The sequence below is a fragment of the Mycolicibacterium doricum genome (genome assembly GCF_010728155.1).
GTDB classification, from domain to species: domain Bacteria; phylum Actinomycetota; class Actinomycetes; order Mycobacteriales; family Mycobacteriaceae; genus Mycobacterium; species Mycobacterium doricum.
Genome location: NZ_AP022605.1, coordinates 2,013,969 through 2,036,703, shown reverse-complemented (window position 1 = coordinate 2,036,703; position 22,735 = coordinate 2,013,969). Strand labels below are relative to the sequence as shown.

The window sequence follows — 22,735 nt, the reverse complement described above, 5'->3', positions numbered from 1 at the left end:
CTCCTCACACAGCGGTGGTCGTCATCTCGTCCAGCGCCGGGATGACGGCCGCGCTGCCGGCTACCCAGCCGAAGATGCCGCCCTGCGCCTTGATCATGTCCAGCCCGATACGCTGGAACTCCGGGAAATACGAACCGACACAGTCGGATACGACCAGGCACTCGTAGCCGCGGTCATTGGCCTCGCGGGTGGTGGTGTGTACGCACACCTCGGTGGTCACGCCGGTGACCAGGAGCTGCGTGATCCCTGCCGCGGTGAGAATCTCCTGCAGGTCGGTGGCGTAGAACGCCCCCTTCCCGGGTTTGTCGATCACCACTTCACCCGGTAGGGGCGACAGTTCGTCGACGATGTCGTGTCCGTACTCACCGCGGATGAGGATGCGCCCGTACCGGCCCGGGTCCCCGATGCGTTTGGCGGGTGCGCCCCGGTTGAGCTTGGCCGGCGGACAGTCCGAAAGGTCTGGCCGGTGGCCTTCGCGAGTGTGGATCACCATCACCCCGGCTGACCGGGCAGCCCCGATGAGGGCGGCTAACGGCGGCACCACCCTTTGCAGCTGTCCGACGTCGTTGCCGAGGCTCTCCCCGAAACCGCCGGGCAGCAGGAAGTCCCGCTGCATGTCGATTACGACCAGTGCCGTCTTGCCCACCTTGAGCAGAAAGGGCGTCGGTTCGGCAGGAAGACCGACGGTCTCATTCACGCGTGCTCCTCGGACGGTTCGACGATCTCGAAGGGGGCGGCCCGTGCGCGCGGCTCGTCGAGTAGCTGCGCCGCCAGGTGCAGGACGAGGTCGTCGGTCAGCGCGGCGCCGAGCAGCATCGCGCTGGCGGGTCTACCGTCGGTGGTGAGGCCCACCGGTACGGCAACGCCGAGCAGGTCGAGCAGATTGCCGAAATGGGTGTAGTGCCCGAGCATCGCGTTGGTGTCGATCGGCCGCTCGAGCACCTCGCCGACGGTGAAGGTGGTCCCGATGGTCGGTACGACGAGCACGTCCATCTGCTTCCACAACCGTCCCACCATCGCCTTGAGCTCCTGCAGGGACTGCAACGCCGCGAAGGCGTCGACTGCGGTGTAGCGCTGTCCACTGCGAAGGACGTCGCGTACCACGGGGTGGATCGAGTCCGGTCGTACGGCAAGGAACTCCCCGAACTCCACCAGCCGCTCCGCCACCCATGGTCCCTGGTAGAGCAGCGCACCGGCGGCCAGGAACGGCTCCAGTGAGACGTCCACGACGGTGTACCGGCGTGCGAGGTGGTCGCGGAATGTGAGATGGGCACGGCGCATCTCGACGTCTCCGAAGAACTCCAGCTGTTCGACGGTCGGCAACCCCACCCGGATGTCGGAGCCGTCGTGGAGCGGGCCGCGGTCACGCGACCACGGGTCGTCGTCGTCACGGTCCATCATCACGTCCACGACGCGGTCCACGTCGCCGATGCACGTGGCCATCACGCTGAGGCAGTCCAGTGACTTGCACGCCGGTACCAGCCCCACCGTGCTGATCAGCCCTCGCGAGGGCTTGTACCCGATGACCCCGTTAAGCGCCGCGGGCACCCGGCCGGATCCGGCGGTGTCGGTCGCCACGGCGAACGGCACCTGCCCGAGCGCTACCGCGAGCGCCGAGCCAGAACTCGAACCACCGGAGATGATCCCACCGCCGTAGACACTGCGGGGGACGGTGTAGGGGGTGCGCGTTCCGTTGAGCCCGGTAGCGAATTGGTCGAGGTTGGTCTTGCCGACATACAGCGCTCCGGCGTCCAACAGCCGACGCACAGCAGGAGCGGTCGCGGTCGCGACGTAGGCGTAGTCCGGACACGACAGGGTGGTCGGCACACCCTCGACGTCGATGCTGTCCTTGACGCCGAACGGCACGCCGTACAACGGCAGCGTGCGGGCGCCGGGACGCTTCTCGATGTTCTCGGCGGCGGCGAGCAGTTCGTCTCTCGGCACCGTCGATAGCCAGGTACCGTCGTCGGCGCCGGACGCGATCGCATCGGCGACCCGAGCCGCGGTCTTGACCGGTGACCCCGTGCCGGCCGCATGCGAGGCCAGGATCTCCGCGACGGACGGCCCTGTGGTAGGACCGCTTTCACCAGGCATAACTGTCGATTGTCGGCAGGATGATGGCGTTCGCGGGTCGGCCGTGTGTCGATCGTGTTAGCAACGCGCATGCGCCAACCCGATCGCACATCGCGCGTCGACGGCTACAAGGCCTTCGCGGTCGGCCACCTCGCCTACGACGGGGTCACGGTCGAGGCCGAGGGAATGTTCACCCCGCCCAGGCGGGCTCGGGGATAGGCGTGATCGCCGCGAGGCTGCGGGTGATCGCCGCCAGTTCGGTGACGAGCACGCGGGCACCGCTGCTACCCGTGACGGTGTGGGCCACTTCGCGGACCCGGCGGTCGGCCGCCATCACCTCGGGCAGGTCGATGGTCCACAGCGCGGCCGGGTTCAGCGGCGCCCCGCGCAACGCGTCGACGTAATCGTCGACCGCGGCGACGAACTCGGGGCTAAGCGCCACCGGTTGGGCGGGCAGGTTGCTCTCCATCGTGGTGCAGGCCCCGGTGATCGCGTTGAGCGCTGTGCGTAGGGACCGCAGCCACTGCCGCTGCATCGGATCCTGCAACCGGGTGGCGCCCGAGGCGGCCTCGAAGGCCGCCCGGGCGCGGTAGGCCCGTTGCCACGCCGCGGCCAACGCATCCGCCGGCCGGTCGAGTTCGTGCACGAACGCCCGCACCACCATTGCCGCGTAATCGATCTCCGTCATCAGCAACTCACCAGCGCGCTGACGCAGCCGGATCAGCGCGTCGTCGGGCAGCGTGACGTGGGCGACGAGGGCGAGCCCGCCACCGATCGCGACCGCCACCAAGCGGTGGATCACCGCGGTGCTCTCCACCGGATCCACGACCCCGAGCAGGAACACTACGGCCGCCGCCAACGCCGCGCTGGTCGCGATGTACCCGAAGCCCCACACGGCGTAGGCCACCCCGACGAACACCGCCGCGCTGATCGCCGCCACCATGCCCGCCGGCGGCCACAGCAGACTGATGGCGGAGGCCACCAGGATGCCCCCGGCGATCCCGGCCAGCCGCCCGGCGCAGCGGGTGTAGGTGTGCGCAGTCTCCGGCCGCACGATCAGCAGGACAGTCAGCGCGATCCATGAGGCCTCACGGAGGTCGGAGAAGCGCGCCACCGCCACGGCGACCGCGGTGGCGGCGGCCAGGCGGGTCGCATGCCGTAGCACCGGCGACGTCGCTGCCAGGTGCCGGCGTAGGACACTCGCCGATCCGGTCAGCGAACCCCTCAGGTCCGGTCCGCGCAGCCGGCCGAAACGCAGCACCGCTGCCTCATGCAGTTGTTCGGAGACACGTCGCGCGGCAGCGGCACCCGGTCCGGTGACGGCCGCGGCGGCGGTATCGACCCGCTGCAGGGCGCGGTCGGCTCCGCGGTGTGCGGCGATCCCGTGTTCGGCGATCGCGTCGAGAAACTCGCCGGCTGCCAATGACAGATCCGTGAGATCGGCGTCGGTGCGGCGCAGTGCGACAAGCGTCGCGGCGATCCGTTCGGGCAGCTGGTATCCGAGTTGATACGCCTTGGGGCGCTGGTATTGCGGGATGTTGGCGAACACCTCGCGCAGCCACGTCAGCTGCGCCGGGTCGAGCGTTGTGTCGGTATCGGTGGCCAGCCGCCTGGCGTCTTGCGCCAGCGACCGGTGCGCCCGGGTGAGGGCCTGCTGTTGCGCGCGCCACCGCTGCGGGGGACGCAGCCACACCAGCAGCGCCTGCACCAGGCCGGTGACCACCGTCAACGTCGCGGTGGCCAACACCTCGGACAGCGGCATCGCATCCGACGGGGTGATCACGAGCAGACCGGCTGCTGCGGCGGCGACGAAACCGGCGTTGGCGCCCAGCGCCCACTGCATGCCTGCCACAAAGCACCAGCCCGCCACCGTCGCGACGAACAGGGCGTCGTGTTCGGTGGTCAACGAGCCCAGCAGGGCGGCAGCACCCACCTCGACCGATGCGATGACCACGATGGGCAGCCGCCGTCCGGGGGTGTCTTGCAGCGCGATCGCGCCGGCGATGATGCCGGCTCCCGTGGTCCACATCGCCGCGGTGGGTGAGATCGCATAGAGCGCCAGCGCTGTCAGCGCCAGTACCCCCGACAGGCTGCGGACGACCGCACCGACTCCCGGCGTGGTCAGCCCAACCGTCTCCATCATCCGGCTGTCGACGTGCACGCGATCATTCTCCCCCCGAGGTGCCGACGGCCGGTCGTGAGCTCCTGGGTCTCGGCCGATCCCCGAGCCCGGTGGTCGTGAAGACACCGTCGTGGACCCGACGGGGCTGAAACGCAGGGCCGAAGCTAGTTGGCTCCCAGCCGCGAGGGGCAACCGTTGTGTTGCGCCGAGCAGGCGTCGACGCTGTGTGCCTCGATGATCGCCCGCAGGGTGCGACGACAGCGGCCGCACTCGCTGCCCGCGCCGCAGGCCTCCGCGATCTCCTTGGACGTCGACGCCCCGGCGGCGACGACATCGTTGACGACGTGACTGGTGACTCCCACGCACAAGCAGACGAACACGCCGGACCTCGCTATTCCTCGACGTCGACGGCCATGACCTGGGTCAGCTTGCCCACGAACAGCGTGGGGTAGGCGCCGAGGCCTGCCCTCGACATCCATTCGGCGGAGGCGTCGGGGTGGTCGATCCACTGCCGGGCGTTCGCCTCGTCGTCGAGCTCTTGGAGGATCAAAACCTCCTGGCCGTCATCGAGTGCCTGGTAGACCCAGACCTTGCGGACACCGGCCGCCCGGAACCGGTCGAGTCCGTCGTGCACCTCGGCCAGCAGCGCCTTCACGTCGTCGACGGCTGCCATCGCTCCGACAACGACCCCGGCGACGTGGCGTGCCGGGGAGGGACCGTCGAGGTCTATCTTCTCGACGACCTCCCCGCCGAACACCGGAGGGATGTCGTCGACCCCTGAGATGTCGAACCATTCGAATATCGCGGGCGAACGGAGCACCTCCCGCACGGATCTGGGATGGCGGATGCCGATGGTCGTCAGAACACGCCCCGCCTCGCAGATAGACGTGTAAAGCACCACATGGTGAGCGCCTATCGAATTCAGAGGCGCTTTTTTTGTCTGGAGCCATGCCCACATCCGCTGGGGATCGTCGACGCGGAAATCGCACGCGAGAATAAGTGAGTGGAGGTCATGCTCACCCATTGTTGCCCGCCTGTCAGATGTCTGCGCCCGCATGTTAGCCCAGTCTAACCTTGCTTAGGGCAGCCAGTCCAGAGAACCCGGCCCGCGATGCGGCCAGCAACTCGCGGGTGTGCTACCGCGCTCCGAAAACACGCCGGTGTCAAGCCGAACAGGCCGCCCCTGCTAGTGGTCGGCACTAGATTGCTTGAGTACCGCAAAATGCCGGAGTACCGCAAAATTGCCGGAGTACCGCAAACAGTGAGGCATAGCGCCCCACAGTCTCGAGGAGAAGTCCATGCAAGGCGATCCCGATGTCCTGAAATTGCTCAACGAGCAATTGACGAGCGAATTGACAGCGATAAACCAGTATTTCCTCCACTCGAAGATGCAGGAGAACTGGGGCTTCACCGAATTGGCGAGCCACACTCGGGATGAATCTTTCGATGAAATGCGCCACGCCGAGGCCATCACCGATCGAATTCTTCTCCTGGACGGCCTCCCGAATTACCAGCGCCTTTTCTCACTGCGGGTGGGCCAGACCCTGCGCGAACAATTCGAGGCGGACCTCGCCATCGAGTACGAGGTAGTCGGCCGGCTCAAGCCGGGCATCGTCATGTGCCGGGAGAAGGGCGACGCCACCAGCGCCAACCTGTTCGAAACCATTCTCGCCGACGAAGAGAAGCACATCGACTACCTCGAGACGCAGCTCGAGCTGATGGACAAGCTCGGCGAGCAGCTCTACGCGGCGCAGTGTGTGTCGCGTCCTCCGCAGTAGCGCCCAACCGCCGAACCGACTGACTGACCCTCGCCATTCTGGGTAACCGGAGGCGCGGATCGGTTCGGGTCGGACGTCAACGGAGGGAGATCGGAGTGGCCACCGTAATTTTTATAGCCAAGCTAACGATGTAGGTTCGGCATCTCGACGGAAGGTACGTATGGCGAGTTCGCCCCCACCCACCGCGGCCGCGCCCGAAGCCGACGGCGCGCTGGTCCCTCCGCAACGGCGCAACCTGGTGTTCGCAGCCGTACTACTGGGCATGCTGCTGGCCGCGCTCAACCAGACGATCGTCGCCACGGCGCTCCCGACAATCGTGGCCGATCTCGGCGGCGCGGGGAACCAGAGCTGGGCGGTGACGAGCTATCTGCTGGCATCGACGATCGTCACCGCGATCGTCGGCAAGCTCGGTGACCTTTTCGGCCGCAAGGCGGTGTTCCAGTCGGCGGTGCTGTTCTTCCTCGCCGGTTCGGTACTGTGCGGGTTCGCGGGCTCGATGAGCATGCTGGTAGCCGCGCGGGCAATCCAGGGTATCGGTGGCGGGGCGCTCATGGTCACGGCCATGGCGGTCATCGGTGAGGTCATCCCACTGCGCGACCGCGGCCGCTACCAGGGGGCGTTGGGGGCCGTCTTCGGCGTCACCACCGTTATCGGCCCGTTGATCGGCGGCTTCTTCACCGACCACCTCACGTGGCGCTGGGCGTTCTGGATCAACGTGCCGGTGGGCATCGTGGTGTTCTTGGTGGCCGCCGCGGCGATCCCGGCCCTGAGCAGAGCCGCCGGCCGTCCCAAGATCGATTACGCAGGCATGATCTTCGTGGGCCTGGGTGCCTCCGGTTTGACCCTCGCGACGAGCTGGGGCGGGGCCGAGTACGCGTGGACGTCGCCGGTCATCATCGGCCTGTTCGTCGCCTCAGCGCTGGCGCTGGCGGTGTTCACCCAGGTCGAGCGGCGGGCCGCCGAACCGATTCTGCCGATGCCGCTGTTCGCCAGCCCGGTGTTCACGGTGTGCTGCACACTGTCGTTCATCGTCGGCTTCGCGATGCTCGGAGCACTGACTTTCCTGCCAACCTTCATGCAGTTCGTCGACGGCGTCTCGGCCACCGAGTCGGGCCTGCGGACTCTGCCGATGGTGGCGGGACTGCTCATCACCTCCACGGGCAGCGGTGTCCTCGTGAGCCGCACCGGGCGGTACAAAATCTTCCCGGTCCTCGGTACTGCGATCATGATGGTGGGTTTTCTGCTGCTGTCACGGCTTGACGCCACCACGCCCCTATGGCAGCAGTCGCTTTATCTGTTCATCCTCGGCGCCGGCATCGGCCTGTGCATGCAGGTTCTCGTCCTCGTCGTGCAGAACACCGCCAGGTTCGAAGACCTCGGCGTCGCCACCTCCGGGGTGACGTTCTTCCGCGCCATCGGCAGTTCTTTCGGTGCGGCGGTCTTCGGGTCGCTGTTCGCCAACTTCCTCGACGACCGGATCGGGACCGCTCTGCTGCGCAGTGGTGCACCGCCGATCGCCGCCGAGTCCCCGCAGGCGCTGCACAGCCTGGCCCCCGATGTCGCGGCGCCGATCGTCAACGCGTACGCCGACTCGCTCGGCCTGGTGTTCCTGTTCGCTGCCCCAGTCGCAGCCGTAGGATTCCTGGTGGCACTGCTACTCAAAGAGGTGCCGCTGCGGGAGATGCAGCCCAGCAGCCCCGTCGACTTGGGCGAGGGCTTTGCGGTGCCCGGTGCCGAATCCTCCGAGCACATGCTCGAATCCGCGGTCGGCCGGTTGCTGCGCGACTCACCCGACATCCGGTTACGGTCGGTGGCTGGACGGCCGGGGTGCGAACTTGACGTCGCGCGGCTGTGGGCGCTGTTGCGGATCTACCGCCACAACCAGGTTTTCGGCTCCGCCCGGTTGAGCGAGATCGCCCACCGGCTGCGCATTCCCTGCGAGGTGGTCGAACCCGTCTTCGACGATCTGGTGGCCACCGGATACGCCGTCCGGACCGGAGATCTACTGTGGCTCAGTCAGTCGGGAGTCCGTCAGGTGGATGCCGTGTCCTCGGCGTTCGTCGGGATGATCGTCGACAAGCTCGCCAAGTCGCCGACGTTCGAGGGCCGACCGGACCGGATGCAGGTGGAGGCGGCGCTGGAGCGGATCACCCATCGCATGCTCGTACAGCGCGATTGGGAATGGGACGACGAACTGCAACGCGCTCGGTGAATGCGGCGTGCGCGTGCATGCGGTCGTGGGCGGAATCGGGCGTCTGCCCACGACTTTGCCGATGACGACGTGACGGCCTTCGCCGCCCGCTCACCCGATTTCGGTGCCGCCATGGTCTCGTCAGTCACGCCGTCTACACCAGGGGCCGGTTGCTCTGCGGTGGGGAACCAGCGCACGTCGTCACGAAGACGAGGAACCTCTACCGAATACAGCGACCGGTCACTCACCTGCGGGGTACAGGGTCGGTATGGGCAGGGTCTCGCACCCTCGACAGCTCCAGAGCTGCACGTCACTTTGTAGCTTCCGGACGCCGCCGGGCGGTCACCGGGTGAAGAATGGTCGCCATGGCAGCCAAACCCCTCGCCGCAGCCGCCATCGCGCAGCTGGAGTCCGACGGTGTCGCCACCCTGATCGGGACGGTCGTCAACCCGGCAGGGCTCACGCATGCCAAGACGGTTCCCCTACGCCGGATGGGCACGTTCGTGGACCCGGGACTCGGTGCCAGCCCGGTCTGGCACGCCTTCACCATCGATCAGGCGGGCATCGTGTTCGGTAACTCCATCAGCGTCGTCGGTGATCAGCGGATCCGCATCGACCTGAGCGGGCTGCGCATCCTGGGTGACGGATTGGCCTGGGCACCGGGCGGATTCTTCGACCAGGACGGCGGACCCGATCCGTACTGCAGCCGGGGCGCGCTGCGCCGCGTGGAGGACCGGTTGTCCGCGGCGGGGCTGACGGCCTCGGTCGGCCATGAGATGGAGTTCGTCCTGGTCGAGCCGGACGGCAGCCGCCTGCCGTCGACGCTGTGGGCGCAGTACGGGCTGGCAGGGGTGCTCGAGCACGAGGGGTTCGTCCGAGACGTCACCGATGCGGCGACGAGTTCGGGGGTGCCGATCGAACAGTTCCATCCCGAGTACGGGGCAAACCAGTTCGAGATTTCCCTACCGCCGATGCCGCCCGTCGCCGCCGCCGACCTACTGATACTCATGCGGATCATCGTCGGTCGAGTGGCCCGCCGGTACGGCATGCGAGTCAGCCTGTCACCCGTCCCGTTCGCCGGCAGCGTCGGAAATGGAGCGCACCAACACTTCTCCTTGCTGCGCGACGGCGTACCGTTGTTCTCCGACGGTTCCGGGGCCCATGGGATGACGGCGGAGGGCGAGTCCGCCGTCGCCGGCCTGGTCGCCGGCCTACCCAAGGCGCAGGGCGTGCTCTGTGGGTCGTTGCTGTCCGGCCTGCGCATTCAGCCAGGTCATTGGTCCGGCGCCTACATCTGCTGGGGCACCGAGAATCGCGAAGCCGCGGTGCGGTTCCTGCAGGGCGGGCCCGGAAACGTGCACGGCGCCAATGTCGAAGTGAAGGTGGTCGACCCGTCGGCGAACCCGTACCTCGCATCGGCAGCCATTCTCGGCCTGGCGCTCGACGGCATCGAACGCGAGTCGACGCTGCCGCCGGAGACCGACGTGGACCCGGCGTTGCTCTCCGAAGCCCAACGCGCGCAGGCAGGGACGGTGCTGCTGCCAAACCGCCAACTCGACGCGTTACGCGCCCTGGAAGGCTCCGCGTCGATGCGCCGCATCCTCGGCGACGCTGTCGTCGACGCCGTAGTCGCCGTGCGCCGTTACGAGGCGGAGCATTTCGGAGTTCTGTCGCCGGAGGAGCAAGCCGACAAGTTCCGGATGGCCTGGAGCGGCTGACCGCGCCCCCTCACGTCTAGCCGGTTCCGTCGAACACCCAGGAGTACATCACGGCGACGCGGCATATCGGCGTAGATGCCGTAGATGCCGTAGATGCCGTAGTGGTGTTCATGCCGAGCACGGCCCCGGCGAGCTCGGGCAATTCCGTCCGACGGTGCGGTGAGGGGTGGATACTCGCCACCGTGACACTTTTCCAGCGATATATCGCCGAGGAGATCGCCACCGACCATGTCGACGGATTGCTGTCGCGGCGTGAGGCGTTGCGCAGGCTCTCACTGCTCGGCATCGGCACCGCAGGCGCAACGGCATTGTTCGCCGCCTGCAGCGAGGACAAGCAGCCGGAAGCCGAGGTGCCGGTGACCTCGAGCGGCGCCGCCACGGTCAGTGCGCCACCGCCCGGATCGGAGAACGCGGTGCCGACGAAGCCGGTCACCTGGGCCGGCCCGCGCGGCGAACTGCAGGGCGCTTGGGCGGCGGCAGACAAGCCGCGCGGCGCCGTGCTGGTGATCCACGAGAACAAGGGACTCAACGACTACATCCGGTCCATCGCCGGCCGGTTCGGCGGCATCGGCTATTCCGCGCTGGCGATCGATCTGCTCTCCGGGCAGGGCGGCACCGCTACGTTCGCCGATCCCGCCGAGGCCACGGCGGCGCTGGGCAAGCTGCCGGCCGAGGAGGCTGTGGCCGATCTGAAGTCCGGTATCGACGAGTTGGCGCGCCGGGTCCCGGACCGCAAACTCGCGGCGGTGGGGTTCTGCATGGGCGGAGGCATGGTGTGGCGTCTGCTGGCCGCTGGGGAGCCACGGCTGGCCGCGGCGGTGCCGTTCTACGGGCCCACCCCGGAGAACCCCGACTTCTCCGGCTCCAAGGATGTCGCAGTACTTGGTGTCTACGCCGCCGAGGATCACCGGGTGAACGCAAGCAAACCGGCCGCGCGCGCGGCGTTGGAAAGTGCCGGCATGCAGTTCGAACTCGTCACCGAGCCCGACGCCAATCACGCCTTCTTCAACGACACCAGTGAGCGCTACGACGCCACAGCCGCCGCTGACGCGTGGAAACGCGTGCAGGAGTGGCTCTCGCGCTACGTCGGTTAGCCGTTGCGGGCCAGCGACCTCCTTGTCGGCCTCACCACCTTCAACATCGGTCAGCCGCCGAGTCACGCGGGTTGGCATAACTCAGCCGCCGTCCACCCTATTCGGGCTCGTCGTCGTCCTTTGCGCTGAGGTAGCGGTGGGGGTGGAAGTGGTGGTTGAGGCGGGGTTGGCCGGTGTCGTGGTGTTTTGGTGGGTTCCAGTGGGTGCGGCCGTTGCCGGGGCGGTGGGTGGTCCAGCCGGTTTTGTCGATCATGAGGTTGGCGGGTTGGCAGGCCAGGGTGAGGTTGTCGATGTCGGTGCGCCCGCCGGTGCGGTAGTCGTGGGCGTGGTGGGCTTGGGTCCAGTAGAACGGCGCGGTGCAGTGCGGGTGGGTGCAGCCTTTGTCTCTGGCGAACAGGGCGAGGCGTTGGGCGGTGGTGGCGGTGCGTTTGGCGCGGCCGAGGTAGAGGATTTCTTCGGTGTGGTCGTCGAACACCGCCAGGTAGTGCCGGGAGGTGGCGGCCATGCGGATCAGGTCGCGGAGGGGGAGGCGGTTGCCGCCGCCGGTGTGGGCCCATCCGGCGGCGTGTTCGAGTTCGCTGAGGGTGGTGCTGGCGACGATGGTGGCGGGCACGCCGGCGACCTGACCGAGCCGGCCTGAGGCCACGGTGTCGCGCAGGACGGTTTTGATGGCGTCGTGGTGGCGTTGGCCGGCGGTGCGGTGGTCGCGGCCGGTGCGGGCGGCGTCGTGGGTGTCGTCGTGGGTGTCGTCGTGGGCGGCATCGTGGGTGTCGTGGTCGTGGTGGGTGTCGTGGTGGGGCAGGTTGGCGCCGGGGGCGGCGTGTTTGGCCAGCACCACATCGAGGAAGGCCCGGAATTCGGGGTCGATCCAGCCGTCGAGGTGGCTCATCCCGTCGGCCTGCTGGCGGCCTACCGTGACGGTGCGGCGGCGTTGTTGGGTGGGGTAGTCGGGTTCGGCGCCGTCCTGGTCGATGTGGGCCAGCAGGGTCTCGGCGACTTTGCGGAAGTCCTCGGGCACCAACGTCTGCGCGTGGGTGACGAGGTCGTGTTCGTAGTCGTCGCGGCGGGCGAACGACACCCATGTCGGCAGTCTTTTCACGAAGTCCTGGATGATCCGCACATGGGCGACGCCGATGTCTCCGCGGGCTACTGCGTCAGCGGTGTGGGCGAGGTCGTTTTGGACGCGTTCGCCGGTGAGGGTGTAGCGGGGGCCCAGTTGTGTGGCGTCGGTGAGTCGTTGTGTGGCGTCTTTCTGGGTGATCCGTAGGTGGTTGGCCAGCACTTCGCGCAGGGAGGTGGCGCCGAGGCGGTGGGGGTCGGCTTCGGCGATCAGCCGCCCGGTCAACCGGTGCTCGACACTGGGCACGGCCCATACGGCGTGTTTGATGCGGTCGAGTTCGGCCAGCAGTTGCCGGTGTGGCAGGTCGTCGATGGGGGCGGTCTGCAAGTCGGTCACCGCCGCCAGCAGGCGGTCGACCGCGCCGTGAAAGTCCCCATCCATATCTCGAACACTAGTTCGAACCACCGACAAAACACCGCGAATTGGGACAGCAGAAACCCAAGTCCTGCACAACCCACGGCATGGCGCGGACAAGCATGCACGGTTGCGAGACGGTGGAGAGTTCACGGCCCGTTCAGGCGCCGGTAGATACGCCGCCGCGCACCGCACAAATGCGTCGCGTTGCATCGAGGCATGCGGGTGGTGCAGGTCGCCAATTTCTACGGTCCACGCTCTGGCGGCTTACGTACCGCGGTAGACCGGCTCGGCGCGGAGTACTGCGCAGCCGGGCACGAGGTGTACCTCGTCGTCCCCGGGCACCGCGCAGAGACCGAGCAATTACCCAGCGGGGTCGCACGGATCACCCTGCCGGCCCGCCTCATTCCGTTCACGGGCGGCTACCGCGCTGTCCTGCCGGGTCCGGTGACCGCTTTGCTCCATGATCTGAAACCCGACGCGATCGAGGTGTCCGACCGGCTGACGTTGCGGTCGCTGGGAGGTTGGGGTCGACGCCACGGTGCGGCGACGGTGATGGTCTCCCACGAACGCCTCGACCGCCTCGTCGGTCAGGTGCTGCCTGGCCGCGTCGCTCGTGCGGTCGCCGATGTCGCCAACCGCCGCACCGCGAGCAGTTACGACACCGTGGTTTGTACGACGGCCTTCGCACGGACGGAATTCGACCGGATCGACGCCACGAACGTCGTCACCGTTCCGCTGGGGGTCGACCTCGACCAGTTCCACCCGCGCCGGCGGTCCGATGAGGTGCGACAGCGGTGGGCGACCCACGACCAGACACTTCTGGTGCACTGCGGTCGGTTGTCGGTCGAGAAGCATGCGCACCGCAGCATCGACACGGTTGCAACACTGCGTGATTCAGGTGTCGACGCCCGCTTGGTCGTAGTAGGGGAGGGACCGCTGCGGCAGCGCCTCGAACGTCAGGCCGCCGGCCTACCGGTGGATTTCACCGGCTACATTGGCTGTCGCGACACCGTGGCGGGCATCCTGGCGTCCGCCGACGTCGCGCTCGCACCGGGACCGCATGAGACTTTCGGCCTGGCTGCGCTCGAAGCGCTGGCATGCGGAACACCCGCCGTCGTGTCGCGCACGTCGGCGCTCGCCGAGATCCTCACCGCCGACAGTGGGGCATCGGCCGACAACGATCCCGAATCGCTCGCCCACGCGGTCAGCGCGGTGATCCGGAAACCGGAATCATTGCGTCGCAGAAATGCCCGTCGACGGGCTGAACAGTTCACCTGGCCGCGTGCCGCGGCGGGCATGCTCGCCGCACTCGAAGCGCGTTAGCCGGCGCGGTGGCACCGGGGAACCGTTTAGCCGTCGGCGCGGACGGGCACCCGTGACCAGCGGGAGGGTCGACAGCCTGACGCGCCCGCCCAAGCGAAGGAGCCGATGTGGCTACCAGCACGATCTTGTGGATCGTCGTCGCAGTGGTGGTGGTCGTCGCAGTGGTGGTAGTGCTGCTCGTCGTCGCCACCCTCGCCGCGGACAGCGGTCCTACGACCGATCACCACACCCGATGACCGATGCTCACAGCGCGGGTTCCGCACCGGCCGTGCTGTTCGATATTGACGGCACACTGGTCGACTCGAATTATCTGCACGTCCACGCCTGGCACCGCTCATTCGCCGACGAGTCGCTGACGGTCGAATCCTGGCGTGTGCACCGGTGTATCGGCATGGATGGTTCGACGCTGTTGGACACGCTGGTTCCCGACGTCGACGACGACGCAAGGAAGCGGCTGAAGGACGGCCACTCTCGGTACTATTTGGACTCGAGGGGGCTACTGCGGCTGCTCCCGGGGGCGCGCGAACTGCTCGAGCGGATCACCGAGCTCGGCCTGCAGGTCGTGTTGGCGACGTCGGCGCCCGAGGACGAGCTCGAGGCGCTGCGCGAGGTGCTCGACAGTGAAGACGTCTACTCCGCGATGACGTCCGGCGGTGACGTCGACACCGCAAAACCCGAACCCGACATCGTCAACATCGCGCTGGCACGTGCCGGTGTGGACGCTGACCACGCGGTTTTCGTCGGTGACGCCGTGTGGGACATCGAGGCCTGTCGACGTGCGGGTCTCACATCGATCGGCGTGCTCAGTGGGGGCGTGTCCCGCGGGGAGCTCACCGAGGCGGGTGCCCGCGAGGTCTTCGAGAACGCCGAAGACCTTCGCGCGCACCTCGACGAGAGCCCCGTGGCCACACTGCTGAGCCGAGTCCGCTCCAGCGGTCAGGGCAACGCGTAACGCAACACCGCGGCGATGCCGTCCTCCGGAGTGATCCGCTCGTCGGTGCGGACCAGCGCCGCACCGGTGCGCACCGCCGCAAGCGGCAACGCCTCATCTGCCCGCAGCGTCTGGGTCGGCGCGGTGCCCAGCTCCGACAGCACATTCTCGTTCGGCGCCACCGTCAGCAGGTCGTCGCCGGCGACGACAGTCGCATCCCCGATGTCACCGATGATGAGCGTTTCGACAGCTCCGGCCCGTAGCGCGGCGCAGACCCCATGGAGCCCCTCGGTGGCGAGGCCGGAACCCTGGCCCGTGGCCTGCGTGAACTGTTCCGCCGCACGCTCGATCATCGACAGCCGACGCCGCAGGAACTCCCGGTCGACCGCGGGCTGCAGATCGGCCTCGTCGAACCCGCTGTGCCGGGCGCCGATGTCGAGTTCGACCACCCGCTCGGCTACCCGGTCCTCCAGGGTGGGCATCAGGTCGGACCGGGACTGCACCTCACCGACGACGAAGATGACTTCGGGGGAGTGCTCATCGACCAGGCGGGCCAACCGTTCGGCCACCGCCCGCAGGTTCTTGCGCCCGGCTTCCATGGTGCGGCGCTGCGGATCGCCGTAGCCGGGTGTTTCGGCGCTGTCGGCCTTGTGGATCGGAGAGCCGCCGCCGTCGACGGTGTCCGATTCGACCTTGCGATCCCGGTGTAGCGTGATATCCCCGCCGGCATGGTCGACGGTGACGATCACGTAGGTCGAATGGAGGGCGCCGTGCTCCACGACGGGCACGAGGTACGGCAGTGACGAGAAGCGGACCACCGGCGTCTCGATCGGCCGGATCAGGTGCTCGTTGAGCAGGATGCCGTCGGCTCCGGCGATCAGACCCCTGCCGCTGCGTCCCACCGCCGGTGACGCGTCGAGGATCGCGTGCTGCAATGCCTCGATCACCTCGGCCGGCGCGTCCTGCTGCTCGAGGTCGTCACGGATCGCCCGCCACTTCAGATCGCGCTGGGCCGCGGCGTCCTCGGTGTCATACGAATCGTCGAAGTACACCGACGCGTAGGGTCCCTTCGACTCCGCAAGTGTTCGGAAGCGTTCGGATTGCATGGTTCTCCGTCCTGAGCGAGTACGACGCCCACTGAGTGCCCGCCCACTCGTGGGACAAACGGCTCGAAGCGTCGACCGTCCTTTTCGCACGAGCGGACGGGTCGCCGGTGTCGTCATCGCCGGCCGCGTGCGTCGGCCGTCGGCGAAATCCTCGACGATCTGAAACGTCCACCGGCCGTGAACCACATTGCGCCCGACCAACTCGCGGCCAACCGGTCGGCCAGTTCATCGTGGCCCGCTTCGCGCAGCTTGTCGCACGCCTCACCGACCAAGAGGTCGGCCCGGCGCATCAACTGGTGGAAGCTGTACAGATGACGACGGGCACGTTCGGGTAGCTGACGGCCATGGTCGGCAGGTGTGTCCGAGGACGGACTCACCGGCACCAGGTACCCGCCATGCCGGGCAGCCAGTCACCGACGTCCGACAAGTACATCGCCGGCGCTCTTCTCGACGTCAGCATCACCACTCCGACGTCAGCATCAACACTCCAATGAAGTCGCCGGCCCGCATGTCCGGAGGCGTGGATCCCGGGCGCCCGTCTTCGACGATTCTCCTGCCCTGGGGAACCTGGAGCCCGACCGCTCAGGACGTCTCCGAGGCGTCATCCTCACCCTCGGCCTGATCGGGCTGAGGCCGCGTAGAACTCTGCTTCATCTCAGGGTCGGCGTCGGGATCCTGGCCCGACTCCGTTGGACCGCTTCTCATGGCCGCGAGATACCCCCGCCGGACCCACCGAAACACGCTGGGCGGCCATCTCATCGACCATCGTCCACACCCTCGGACCGTCGCTGGCTGCCGCGTCGGCGCGGCTCCGGCGGGCGCTCAGCGGTCGAAATCCGGGTCGTCGTCCGACAGCGGGACCGCGATCGACTGTTCGATCACATCGGCCTCATTGGCGTCCCAGTTGCCCGATACCGACACCCGCGCCGGGTCCAGGCCGCCCTCCTCCTCGTCGTCCACGTCGACGGGAATCAGCTGTTCGACGACGTCGGCTTCCGGGGCGTCGTCATCGAACACCGGTTCATCCGGAGTACTCACGGGCAGTCTCCCTCCTGGCATTGACATCGGCCGAACGCCGGCCGTGTCACCACAGTAGTGATGTCGGCGGCATCGGCTGCGGTCCGGTTGTCGCGCACTCCGGGCAGTCGGGTGACTGACCTGGCCGACCATGGTCTTGGGGTGGTACCTGTTCGGGTAGTGTGCGCAGACGACCGGGGGCGACTCTCGAAAGCGGGAGAGCGCCGAACTGAACCGCAAAACCACGACGTCAGAGGCTGTACCGTGCCAGAAACAAGCAGTGATGCCCCGGGCTTGACCCCCCACTTCGAAGACGTCCAGGCGCACTACGACCTGTCCGACGACTTCTTCCGGCTGTTCCTCGACCCGACGCAGACCTACAGCTGCGCCTACTTCGAGCGCGACGACATGACTCTGGAACAGGCGCAGCTCGCCAAGATCGACCTGTCGCTGGGCAAGCTCGGGCTGCAGCCGGGGATGACCCTGCTCGACGTGGGCTGCGGATGGGGCGCGACCATCAACCGAGCAATCGAGAAATACGACGTCAACGTCGTCGGTCTGACGCTGTCGCGCAACCAGCAGGCACACGTACAGCAGCTCTTCGCCAAGCAGCACAGCCCGCGCAGCAAGCGCGTGCTCCTGCAGGGCTGGGAGCAGTTCGACGAGAAGGTGGACCGCATCGTGTCCATCGGCGCCTTCGAGCACTTCGGCCGCGACCGCTACACCGACTTCTTCAAGATGGCCTATGACGCGTTGCCGGACGACGGCGTAATGATGCTGCACACCATCATCAAGCCGAGTGACGAGGAGTTCGCCGAGCGCGGGCTGCCCATCACGATGCAGAAGCTGCGCTTCATCAAGTTCATCATGGACGAGATCTTCCCCGGCGGCGACCTGCCCCAGGCTCGCGCCGTCACCGACCACGCCACCAAGGCGGGCTTCGAAGTCAAGCTGGTGCAGCCGCTACGACTGCACTACGCGAAGACGCTCGACATCTGGTCGGCCGCGCTCCGGGAGCGGAAGGACGAGGCGATCGCGTTCCAATCGCAGGAGGTATACGACCGGTACATGAAGTACCTGACCGGTTGCGCCGACCTGTTCCGCGAGGGTTACACCGACGTCGCGCAGTTCACTCTCACCAAGGGCTGAGCAGACGGTATCGCGCCGTGCGACCGACCGGGCAGCGATCAACCCGTGGTCAGCGCGCTCCGCAGCCAGTCGGGGATCGCCCTCTTGGCCCAGTCGCACGTCGACACCACCACGTAGACGTTGCGCCCCGTCACCGCGGTGTGCGGGCCGGTGCCCGCATCGTGGCGCGACACCGCGAAGCCGAGGGTGAAACTCGACGAGCCGACACGCTCGCACCCGACCGCCACCCGCACGTCGTCACGCCAGCGGACCGAAGCGGCGTAGTCGAGTTCGCTGTGCACCACCTGGAAGTCGAGGCCGGCGGCGATCAACACGGGATACGCCACCCCGATATGGTCGAAGAACGCGGTGCACGCCTCGTCGAACCAGGTCAGGTAGTGACCGTTGAACACCACGCCCTGCTGGTCGATCTCGGCGTAGCGCGGTACGACCGGCATCGAGAATTTCGCTGCCGCATCGCCGGTCACCGGCACACCCTAACGCCCGGCGAGATCACCGACAGCTTCGCGGACGCAGATTCGCATCGGCGGCGACAGCCTGGGCCACGTCGTGTCGGTGAACGCGTTCACAAGGCGGCGTCTTCCTGACGGTCACCGGCCGCGGCCGGTTGTCGATGCGTCAGCCTGCGCAGCATGCCCACGCCGATCGACTCCCGGCCGCCGTCGACGGCGTCGAGGACCGACCGTGCCGCCGGCGGTGGCACCTGGGCACCGATCACGTAGAGCAGCGCATCCCTGGAATGTGAACCGACCAAGTAGATCGTGTCGTTGGCGACCAGTCGGTAGGCGTCGACGGCCACGGCGTGGTTGCGGTGGATGACGCGGCTGGGGGCCGACGTCCACGAGGAGGGGTCGTATACGACCCGACGGATCGGTCCGATCAGCCGGCTGAACACCGCGACGAGATCGGGAAGTTCGCCGCCGAGATCCGCACTGCGCGGCCACCAGGCGCCGTCGACCGCGCCGGGGATCTGTGATCTCTCACATATGGTCAACCGGCCGAAGCCGGGTGACTCGGAGTGTTTGGGCGTCATCGCAGACGCTCCTGTCAGTCTTCACGCATCACAGACGGCAACCCGACCTCGGGCACGCGACGAACCTGCGACCGGTCGAGCATAACCCGCAGGCGTCGCCCATCGTGGCGCCCCGCGAGCGGGAACGACGGTGGAGATCGGCACACTGGGTGGGTGCAACTGGTCACCATCGACGACATTCGCGCCGCGGCGGCGCGCACCCGCGACGACGTGCTGCGGACCCCGCTGATCCCCGCGGCATGGGCCGGAAAGCTGTGGCTCAAGCCCGAAAACCTGCAAGCCATCGGGGCGTTCAAGGTGCGCGGCGCGTTCAACGCGATCGCGCAACTGGATTCGCAGGTGCGAACCCGCGGCGTGGTGGCGTACTCGAGCGGCAACCACGCCCAAGCCGTAGCGTATGCCGCTGCCCAGCACGGAGTTTCGGCGCACATCGTGATGCCCGAGGAGACACCGGGACTTAAGGTCGACGCGACCCGTGCGTACGGAGCCGATGTGGTGCTGTGCGCCGCCGGTCAGCGCGAAGCGGTGGCCGCCGAAGTTGTCGAGCGCACCGGCGCGGTGCTCGTCCCGCCGTTCGACCACCCCGACATCATCGCCGGCCAGGGGACCGCAGGTCTCGAGATCGCCGAGGATCTGCCCGACGTCGAGCATGTTTTCATCCCGGTCAGCGGCGGCGGTCTGGCCTCCGGCGTCGGCACCGCCGTCAAGGCATTGTGCCCGAACGCGACGGTGTACGGCGTGGAGCCGGAGCTGGCGGGGGACACGGCCGAGGGTTTGCGGCGCGGGCACCGGGTGGACTGGTCGATCGCAGATCGCAACCGCACCATCGCCGACGGCCTGCGCTCACAGCCGTCGGACCTGACGTTCGCGCACCTGCAGCGGGTGCTCGACCACACCGTCACCGTCAGTGAGGACCAGATCCGTTCCGCGGTCAGGGATCTGGCACTTCGCGCTCATCTGGTCAGTGAGCCCAGCGGGGCGGTGGCGCTTGCCGGCTACCGCAGTGTGGCACCGGTGGGCTGGGCCGTTGCGGTGGTGTCGGGCGGGAACATCGAGGCCGCGTTGCTTCGGGAGATCCTCGCGGGCTGAGCCGTCCGGCCGCCCCGCTGTGCGGTGGTGGCATCCGTGGGAGGCTGGTGTACCGCGGCTGCTACATGGTCAGCGCGTTGGCCGCACCCGTCAGGGCGAGAACCCGGCATAGCGGGTGAAACGCCGGGGCGTGCGCCGACGATGACCACGACGTGGGGACAAGCCATATCAGGGAAGGCGCCGTCGAGGCGCGAGGGCAGCGGCGATCGGGAGGGCCAACCCGCCGGGCCCCCTACACTGGCCGTATGTTGCGTATATTCACGCGATCTATGCTGGTCGTCGCCGGAACGGTGGCCATCGCGATGAGCGGTTCTGTTGCGTCGGGGTCCGCAGCGATCAGTACGCCGCCGGCCGTCACGACGATCGAACCGGGAGTGGGCGACGTCGTCGGGGTGGCCATGCCGCTCACTGTGCGATTCGCCGCACCGGTCGACAACCGGCTCGCGGCCCAGCAGTCGTTGCGGATCACCTCGCCTAAGACGCCCGGCGGTGAATTCAGCTGGCTCAGCGACTCGGTGATGCAGTGGACCCCGACCAGCTTCTGGCCCGCGCATTCGCCCATCTCGGTCAGCGCGGGTGACTTTGCGACCGAGTTCCGGACCGGCGCGTCAGTCGTGGGCGTCGCCGACATCGATGCGTACACCTTCACGGTCAGCATCGACGACCAGGTGGTTCGCGAGATGCCCGCATCCATGGGCAAGCCGAAGTTCCCGACACCGGTCGGTACGTTCCGCGTCCTGGGCAAGGAGTCCGTCGTCGTGATGGATTCGCGGACGATCGGGATTCCCCTCGACGACCCCGAGGGCTACAAACTCACCGTCTACGACGCGGTCCGCATCACCTGGGGTGGCGTCTACGTCCACGGCGCTCCATGGTCTACCGGCTCGCAGGGCTACGCCAACGTCAGCCACGGCTGCATCAACCTCAGCCCTGACAACGCCGACTGGTACTTCAACACCGTCGGCATGGGGGACCCGGTCATCGTCCAGTCGTAGCGCGTTGAGGTTTTGGAGTGTCATGCCACCGAGGACGGCAGGCGCATCGGTCAGAAGACCAAGTGCCCTGACCCGTTAGCACGTCGTGGTGATCTCGTAGTTCGCTTCGGCGGCCGTGCTGGGGTTGGCGGCGAACGACCCCTTGGCGGTGCCGGCGATCGTGATCCTGGAGTTGTCGATGGTGGCCTTTCCGTCACCGACCGTGCCCTCCCAGTAGGCGCCCGTGAACCCCTCGAGGTCCCGGATCTCGACGGAGTGCGCCGTGATGTTCTCGCCGGTGGAGACGGAGGCGGAGAAACCGCGCGTCTGTTCGCCAAAGTCGGAGATGAACCATGTCCAACCGGTCTGACTGCACTCCACCGGGATCCTGGCGGTCGCCGTCCCGTTGAGGGAGACCTGCGCGGTGCGGGTGCCCAGTGCGGGCTCCGATCCGCCGCATGCACAGAGTGCGACGGCAGAAGCCGCACTCAGCACCATGACGATTCGGTTGTTCACGGGCCACCTCTGTTCTCGTCGACTAGGTGTCCCGACTTCGCTGACCGCGAGATCGAGTTGGCTGACCCTGCGGCGCTGCAGCCAGGTGCGCACACGTCACCGAATGTCCCGGCGGTGAATGTGACGGTCACGGGTCTCAGTGTCGCCTGCGCGCGGCGCCGGCGCCATCACTTCGGAGGTATTTGTTGTGCTTACGTGCCTGCGCGACGGTGGAGTGGTCCGCCACGACAGGGAGACACGGCGATTCAAGACCTGCCGAGCAGAGGATCTCCGTTGGTTTCGTTTCGTCCTGGCATCTCCAACGTGCGGGCGCCTCCCGGCACTGCGAACCAATCCCTGCTCCAACGCCGTGCGGGCGATGCTCTGTGCGCGGGCGCCGGGTTCGGCGTGCAGCCGCTCGACCGCACGCGGCACCGCCCGGGACAGGACTTGCGGAGGTGGTGCGATGTGGCGTCCTGATTGAGCGTGACGGACTGGCCGCGTTCGATCTGTTCGCCGAGCGCGCCGTCGTCGAACCCCCGGGCGCCGATGGGCTGTTCGTTACGGATCGACGCGCAGAAACGTTGGCCACTTCTGTAACAAAGCGGGCGGGGACGGAGAACTATCCCTATAGCCGGCTCATGGACGTGGAGGGAGACCGCAGTGGCGATCGATATTCGGCGCACCGCCGCCTATGCGGCACTTGGGATGGGCATCGGTCTCGGGATGTTCCTGACGGCGCCTACTGCAGGTGCGGAGCCGGTGCCCGCGCCGGTGCCCGGCCCGCTGCTCGAGCCGGCGCCGGTCGCGGTAGCGGGCCAGGTTGCGCCGCCGGCCGCACCCGCCGAAGCGGGGGTCCCTCATCTGTACAGCCCGGACAACCCGCCGCCCGGAACGACGACCATGCCGGCGGCGCCCACGGGTAGCCGCGGTCTGTCCTACTTGCGTGACCTGTGGCATGCGGTGCAGACCCAGGAGGTCAGCGGAAGCGATGCAATCTTCCTGCTGACGCAGCGTCCGCTCGACCCCGCGGCGACTCCGCCGCCGGGGATGGCCGCCGGACCGCAACCACCGTCCGCGCCGCCGCCGCCTGCACCAGGGCCTGCGCCGGTCGCTTCCGCGTCGGCACCGGTGCTGGAGTGACCGTACGCCGCAAGATCTAGGG

General features: G+C 67.6%; 23 protein-coding genes and 1 pseudogene. 12 read left to right on the top strand and 12 right to left on the bottom strand.

Translation table 11 applies throughout. The annotated features are described in order from the left end of the window. Positions 1-4: 4 nt before the first annotated feature. A complete protein-coding gene (locus G6N07_RS10045; RefSeq protein ID WP_085192889.1) occupies positions 5-697 on the bottom strand; it encodes a cysteine hydrolase family protein in 693 nt (230 codons plus the stop codon). Further along, complete coding sequence (locus G6N07_RS10040; RefSeq protein WP_085192890.1) at positions 694-2,094, bottom strand: allophanate hydrolase; 1,401 nt, start codon at positions 2,092-2,094, stop codon at positions 694-696. The genes G6N07_RS10045 and G6N07_RS10040 overlap by 4 nt, the downstream gene beginning before the upstream one ends. A gap of 69 nt (positions 2,095-2,163) precedes the next feature. Here G6N07_RS10040 and G6N07_RS10035 point away from each other — a divergent pair, with 69 nt between their 5' ends. Then, positions 2,164-2,292, top strand: coding sequence for a hypothetical protein (locus G6N07_RS10035; RefSeq protein ID WP_372507556.1), 129 nt, complete (start codon positions 2,164-2,166; stop codon positions 2,290-2,292). Here G6N07_RS10035 and G6N07_RS10030 read toward each other — a convergent pair. From G6N07_RS10030 to G6N07_RS10020, 3 genes are all read right to left on the bottom strand, one after another. Beyond that, the gene (locus G6N07_RS10030) at positions 2,264-4,216 is read right to left on the bottom strand and encodes an FUSC family protein (protein ID WP_085192905.1); all 1,953 of its coding nucleotides are present in this window, start codon (positions 4,214-4,216) and stop codon (positions 2,264-2,266) included. The two genes, G6N07_RS10035 and G6N07_RS10030, sit on opposite strands and share 29 nt — an antisense overlap. 143 nt (positions 4,217-4,359) lie before the next feature. Beyond that, on the bottom strand, positions 4,360-4,575 hold the full coding sequence (locus G6N07_RS10025) for a (2Fe-2S)-binding protein (RefSeq protein WP_085192891.1): 216 nt from the start codon (positions 4,573-4,575) through the stop codon (positions 4,360-4,362). An 11-nt stretch (positions 4,576-4,586) separates the two neighbouring features. Continuing rightward, positions 4,587-5,219, bottom strand: coding sequence for a fatty-acid--CoA ligase (locus tag G6N07_RS10020; RefSeq protein WP_085192892.1), 633 nt, complete (start codon positions 5,217-5,219; stop codon positions 4,587-4,589). 274 nt (positions 5,220-5,493) lie between these two features. On the opposite strand from G6N07_RS10020, the gene bfr reads away from it, so the two are divergent. The 4 genes from bfr (at position 5,494) to G6N07_RS10000 (ending at position 10,976) form a co-directional block, all read left to right on the top strand. After that, positions 5,494-5,973 (top strand): bacterioferritin, encoded by a 480-nt coding sequence (bfr, locus tag G6N07_RS10015; RefSeq protein WP_085192893.1) that lies wholly within the window; start codon positions 5,494-5,496, stop codon positions 5,971-5,973. Positions 5,974-6,133: 160 nt separating this feature from the next. After that, complete coding sequence (locus G6N07_RS10010; RefSeq protein WP_085192894.1) at positions 6,134-8,185, top strand: MDR family MFS transporter; 2,052 nt, start codon at positions 6,134-6,136, stop codon at positions 8,183-8,185. A gap of 335 nt (positions 8,186-8,520) precedes the next feature. Further along, a complete protein-coding gene (locus tag G6N07_RS10005) occupies positions 8,521-9,882 on the top strand; it encodes a type I glutamate--ammonia ligase (RefSeq protein ID WP_085192895.1) in 1,362 nt (453 codons plus the stop codon). A gap of 182 nt (positions 9,883-10,064) precedes the next feature. Next, positions 10,065-10,976 carry a dienelactone hydrolase family protein gene (locus G6N07_RS10000; RefSeq protein WP_085192906.1) on the top strand — a complete coding sequence of 304 codons (912 nt, stop codon included), beginning with the start codon at positions 10,065-10,067 and terminating at the stop codon, positions 10,974-10,976. Between the two features lie 97 nt (positions 10,977-11,073). Here the strand turns inward: G6N07_RS10000 and G6N07_RS09995 are convergent, their stop codons facing one another. Beyond that, positions 11,074-12,477, bottom strand: a complete 1,404-nt coding sequence (locus tag G6N07_RS09995) for an HNH endonuclease signature motif containing protein (RefSeq protein WP_163784169.1) — start codon at positions 12,475-12,477, stop codon at positions 11,074-11,076. Positions 12,478-12,669: 192 nt separating this feature from the next. On the opposite strand from G6N07_RS09995, the gene G6N07_RS09990 reads away from it, so the two are divergent. From G6N07_RS09990 to G6N07_RS09985, 3 genes are all read left to right on the top strand, one after another. Further along, entirely contained in the window at positions 12,670-13,776 is a 1,107-nt protein-coding gene (locus tag G6N07_RS09990) for a glycosyltransferase (protein WP_085187175.1), read from the top strand. Positions 13,777-13,883: 107 nt separating this feature from the next. Further along, positions 13,884-14,012 carry a hypothetical protein gene (locus tag G6N07_RS20725; RefSeq protein ID WP_263858039.1) on the top strand — a complete coding sequence of 43 codons (129 nt, stop codon included), beginning with the start codon at positions 13,884-13,886 and terminating at the stop codon, positions 14,010-14,012. Continuing rightward, a complete protein-coding gene (locus G6N07_RS09985; RefSeq protein WP_085187178.1) occupies positions 14,009-14,728 on the top strand; it encodes an HAD family hydrolase in 720 nt (239 codons plus the stop codon). Before G6N07_RS20725 ends, G6N07_RS09985 begins: the two co-directional genes overlap by 4 nt. Here G6N07_RS09985 and G6N07_RS09980 read toward each other — a convergent pair. The 3 genes and pseudogenes from G6N07_RS09980 to G6N07_RS09970 all read right to left on the bottom strand — a co-directional run bounded on the left by G6N07_RS09980 (position 14,713) and on the right by G6N07_RS09970 (position 16,851). Further along, the gene (locus tag G6N07_RS09980; RefSeq protein WP_085187305.1) at positions 14,713-15,813 is read right to left on the bottom strand and encodes an Rv2629 family ribosome hibernation factor; all 1,101 of its coding nucleotides are present in this window, start codon (positions 15,811-15,813) and stop codon (positions 14,713-14,715) included. The genes G6N07_RS09985 and G6N07_RS09980 overlap by 16 nt on opposite strands. A 138-nt stretch (positions 15,814-15,951) precedes the next feature. Then, positions 15,952-16,190: pseudogene (locus tag G6N07_RS20320) on the bottom strand (hypothetical protein); the annotation flags it as partial. A gap of 445 nt (positions 16,191-16,635) precedes the next feature. Then, entirely contained in the window at positions 16,636-16,851 is a 216-nt protein-coding gene (locus G6N07_RS09970; RefSeq protein WP_085187181.1) for an Rv3202a family protein, read from the bottom strand. 243 nt (positions 16,852-17,094) lie between these two features. On the opposite strand from G6N07_RS09970, the gene G6N07_RS09965 reads away from it, so the two are divergent. Continuing rightward, complete coding sequence (locus G6N07_RS09965) at positions 17,095-17,979, top strand: cyclopropane mycolic acid synthase family methyltransferase (protein ID WP_085187184.1); 885 nt, start codon at positions 17,095-17,097, stop codon at positions 17,977-17,979. A 38-nt stretch (positions 17,980-18,017) separates the two neighbouring features. On the opposite strand, the gene G6N07_RS09960 is transcribed toward G6N07_RS09965, so the two are convergent. Continuing rightward, positions 18,018-18,416: an acyl-CoA thioesterase gene (locus tag G6N07_RS09960; RefSeq protein WP_085187308.1), complete on the bottom strand. Its 399-nt coding sequence runs from the start codon at positions 18,414-18,416 to the stop codon at positions 18,018-18,020. 128 nt (positions 18,417-18,544) lie between these two features. Continuing rightward, positions 18,545-19,012, bottom strand: coding sequence for a DUF5994 family protein (locus G6N07_RS09955; RefSeq protein WP_085187187.1), 468 nt, complete (start codon positions 19,010-19,012; stop codon positions 18,545-18,547). Positions 19,013-19,165: 153 nt separating this feature from the next. Between G6N07_RS09955 and G6N07_RS09950 the strand changes: the two genes are divergently transcribed. After that, the gene (locus tag G6N07_RS09950) at positions 19,166-20,101 is read left to right on the top strand and encodes a threonine ammonia-lyase (protein WP_085187189.1); all 936 of its coding nucleotides are present in this window, start codon (positions 19,166-19,168) and stop codon (positions 20,099-20,101) included. Positions 20,102-20,346: 245 nt separating this feature from the next. Continuing rightward, positions 20,347-21,096, top strand: a complete 750-nt coding sequence (locus G6N07_RS09945; protein ID WP_085187191.1) for a L,D-transpeptidase — start codon at positions 20,347-20,349, stop codon at positions 21,094-21,096. Positions 21,097-21,171: 75 nt separating this feature from the next. On the opposite strand, the gene G6N07_RS09940 is transcribed toward G6N07_RS09945, so the two are convergent. Then, positions 21,172-21,591: a lipoprotein LpqH gene (locus tag G6N07_RS09940; RefSeq protein WP_085187194.1), complete on the bottom strand. Its 420-nt coding sequence runs from the start codon at positions 21,589-21,591 to the stop codon at positions 21,172-21,174. Positions 21,592-22,233: 642 nt separating this feature from the next. Between G6N07_RS09940 and G6N07_RS09935 the strand changes: the two genes are divergently transcribed. After that, positions 22,234-22,713, top strand: a complete 480-nt coding sequence (locus G6N07_RS09935) for a hypothetical protein (protein ID WP_085187197.1) — start codon at positions 22,234-22,236, stop codon at positions 22,711-22,713. Positions 22,714-22,735 lie beyond the last annotated feature (22 nt).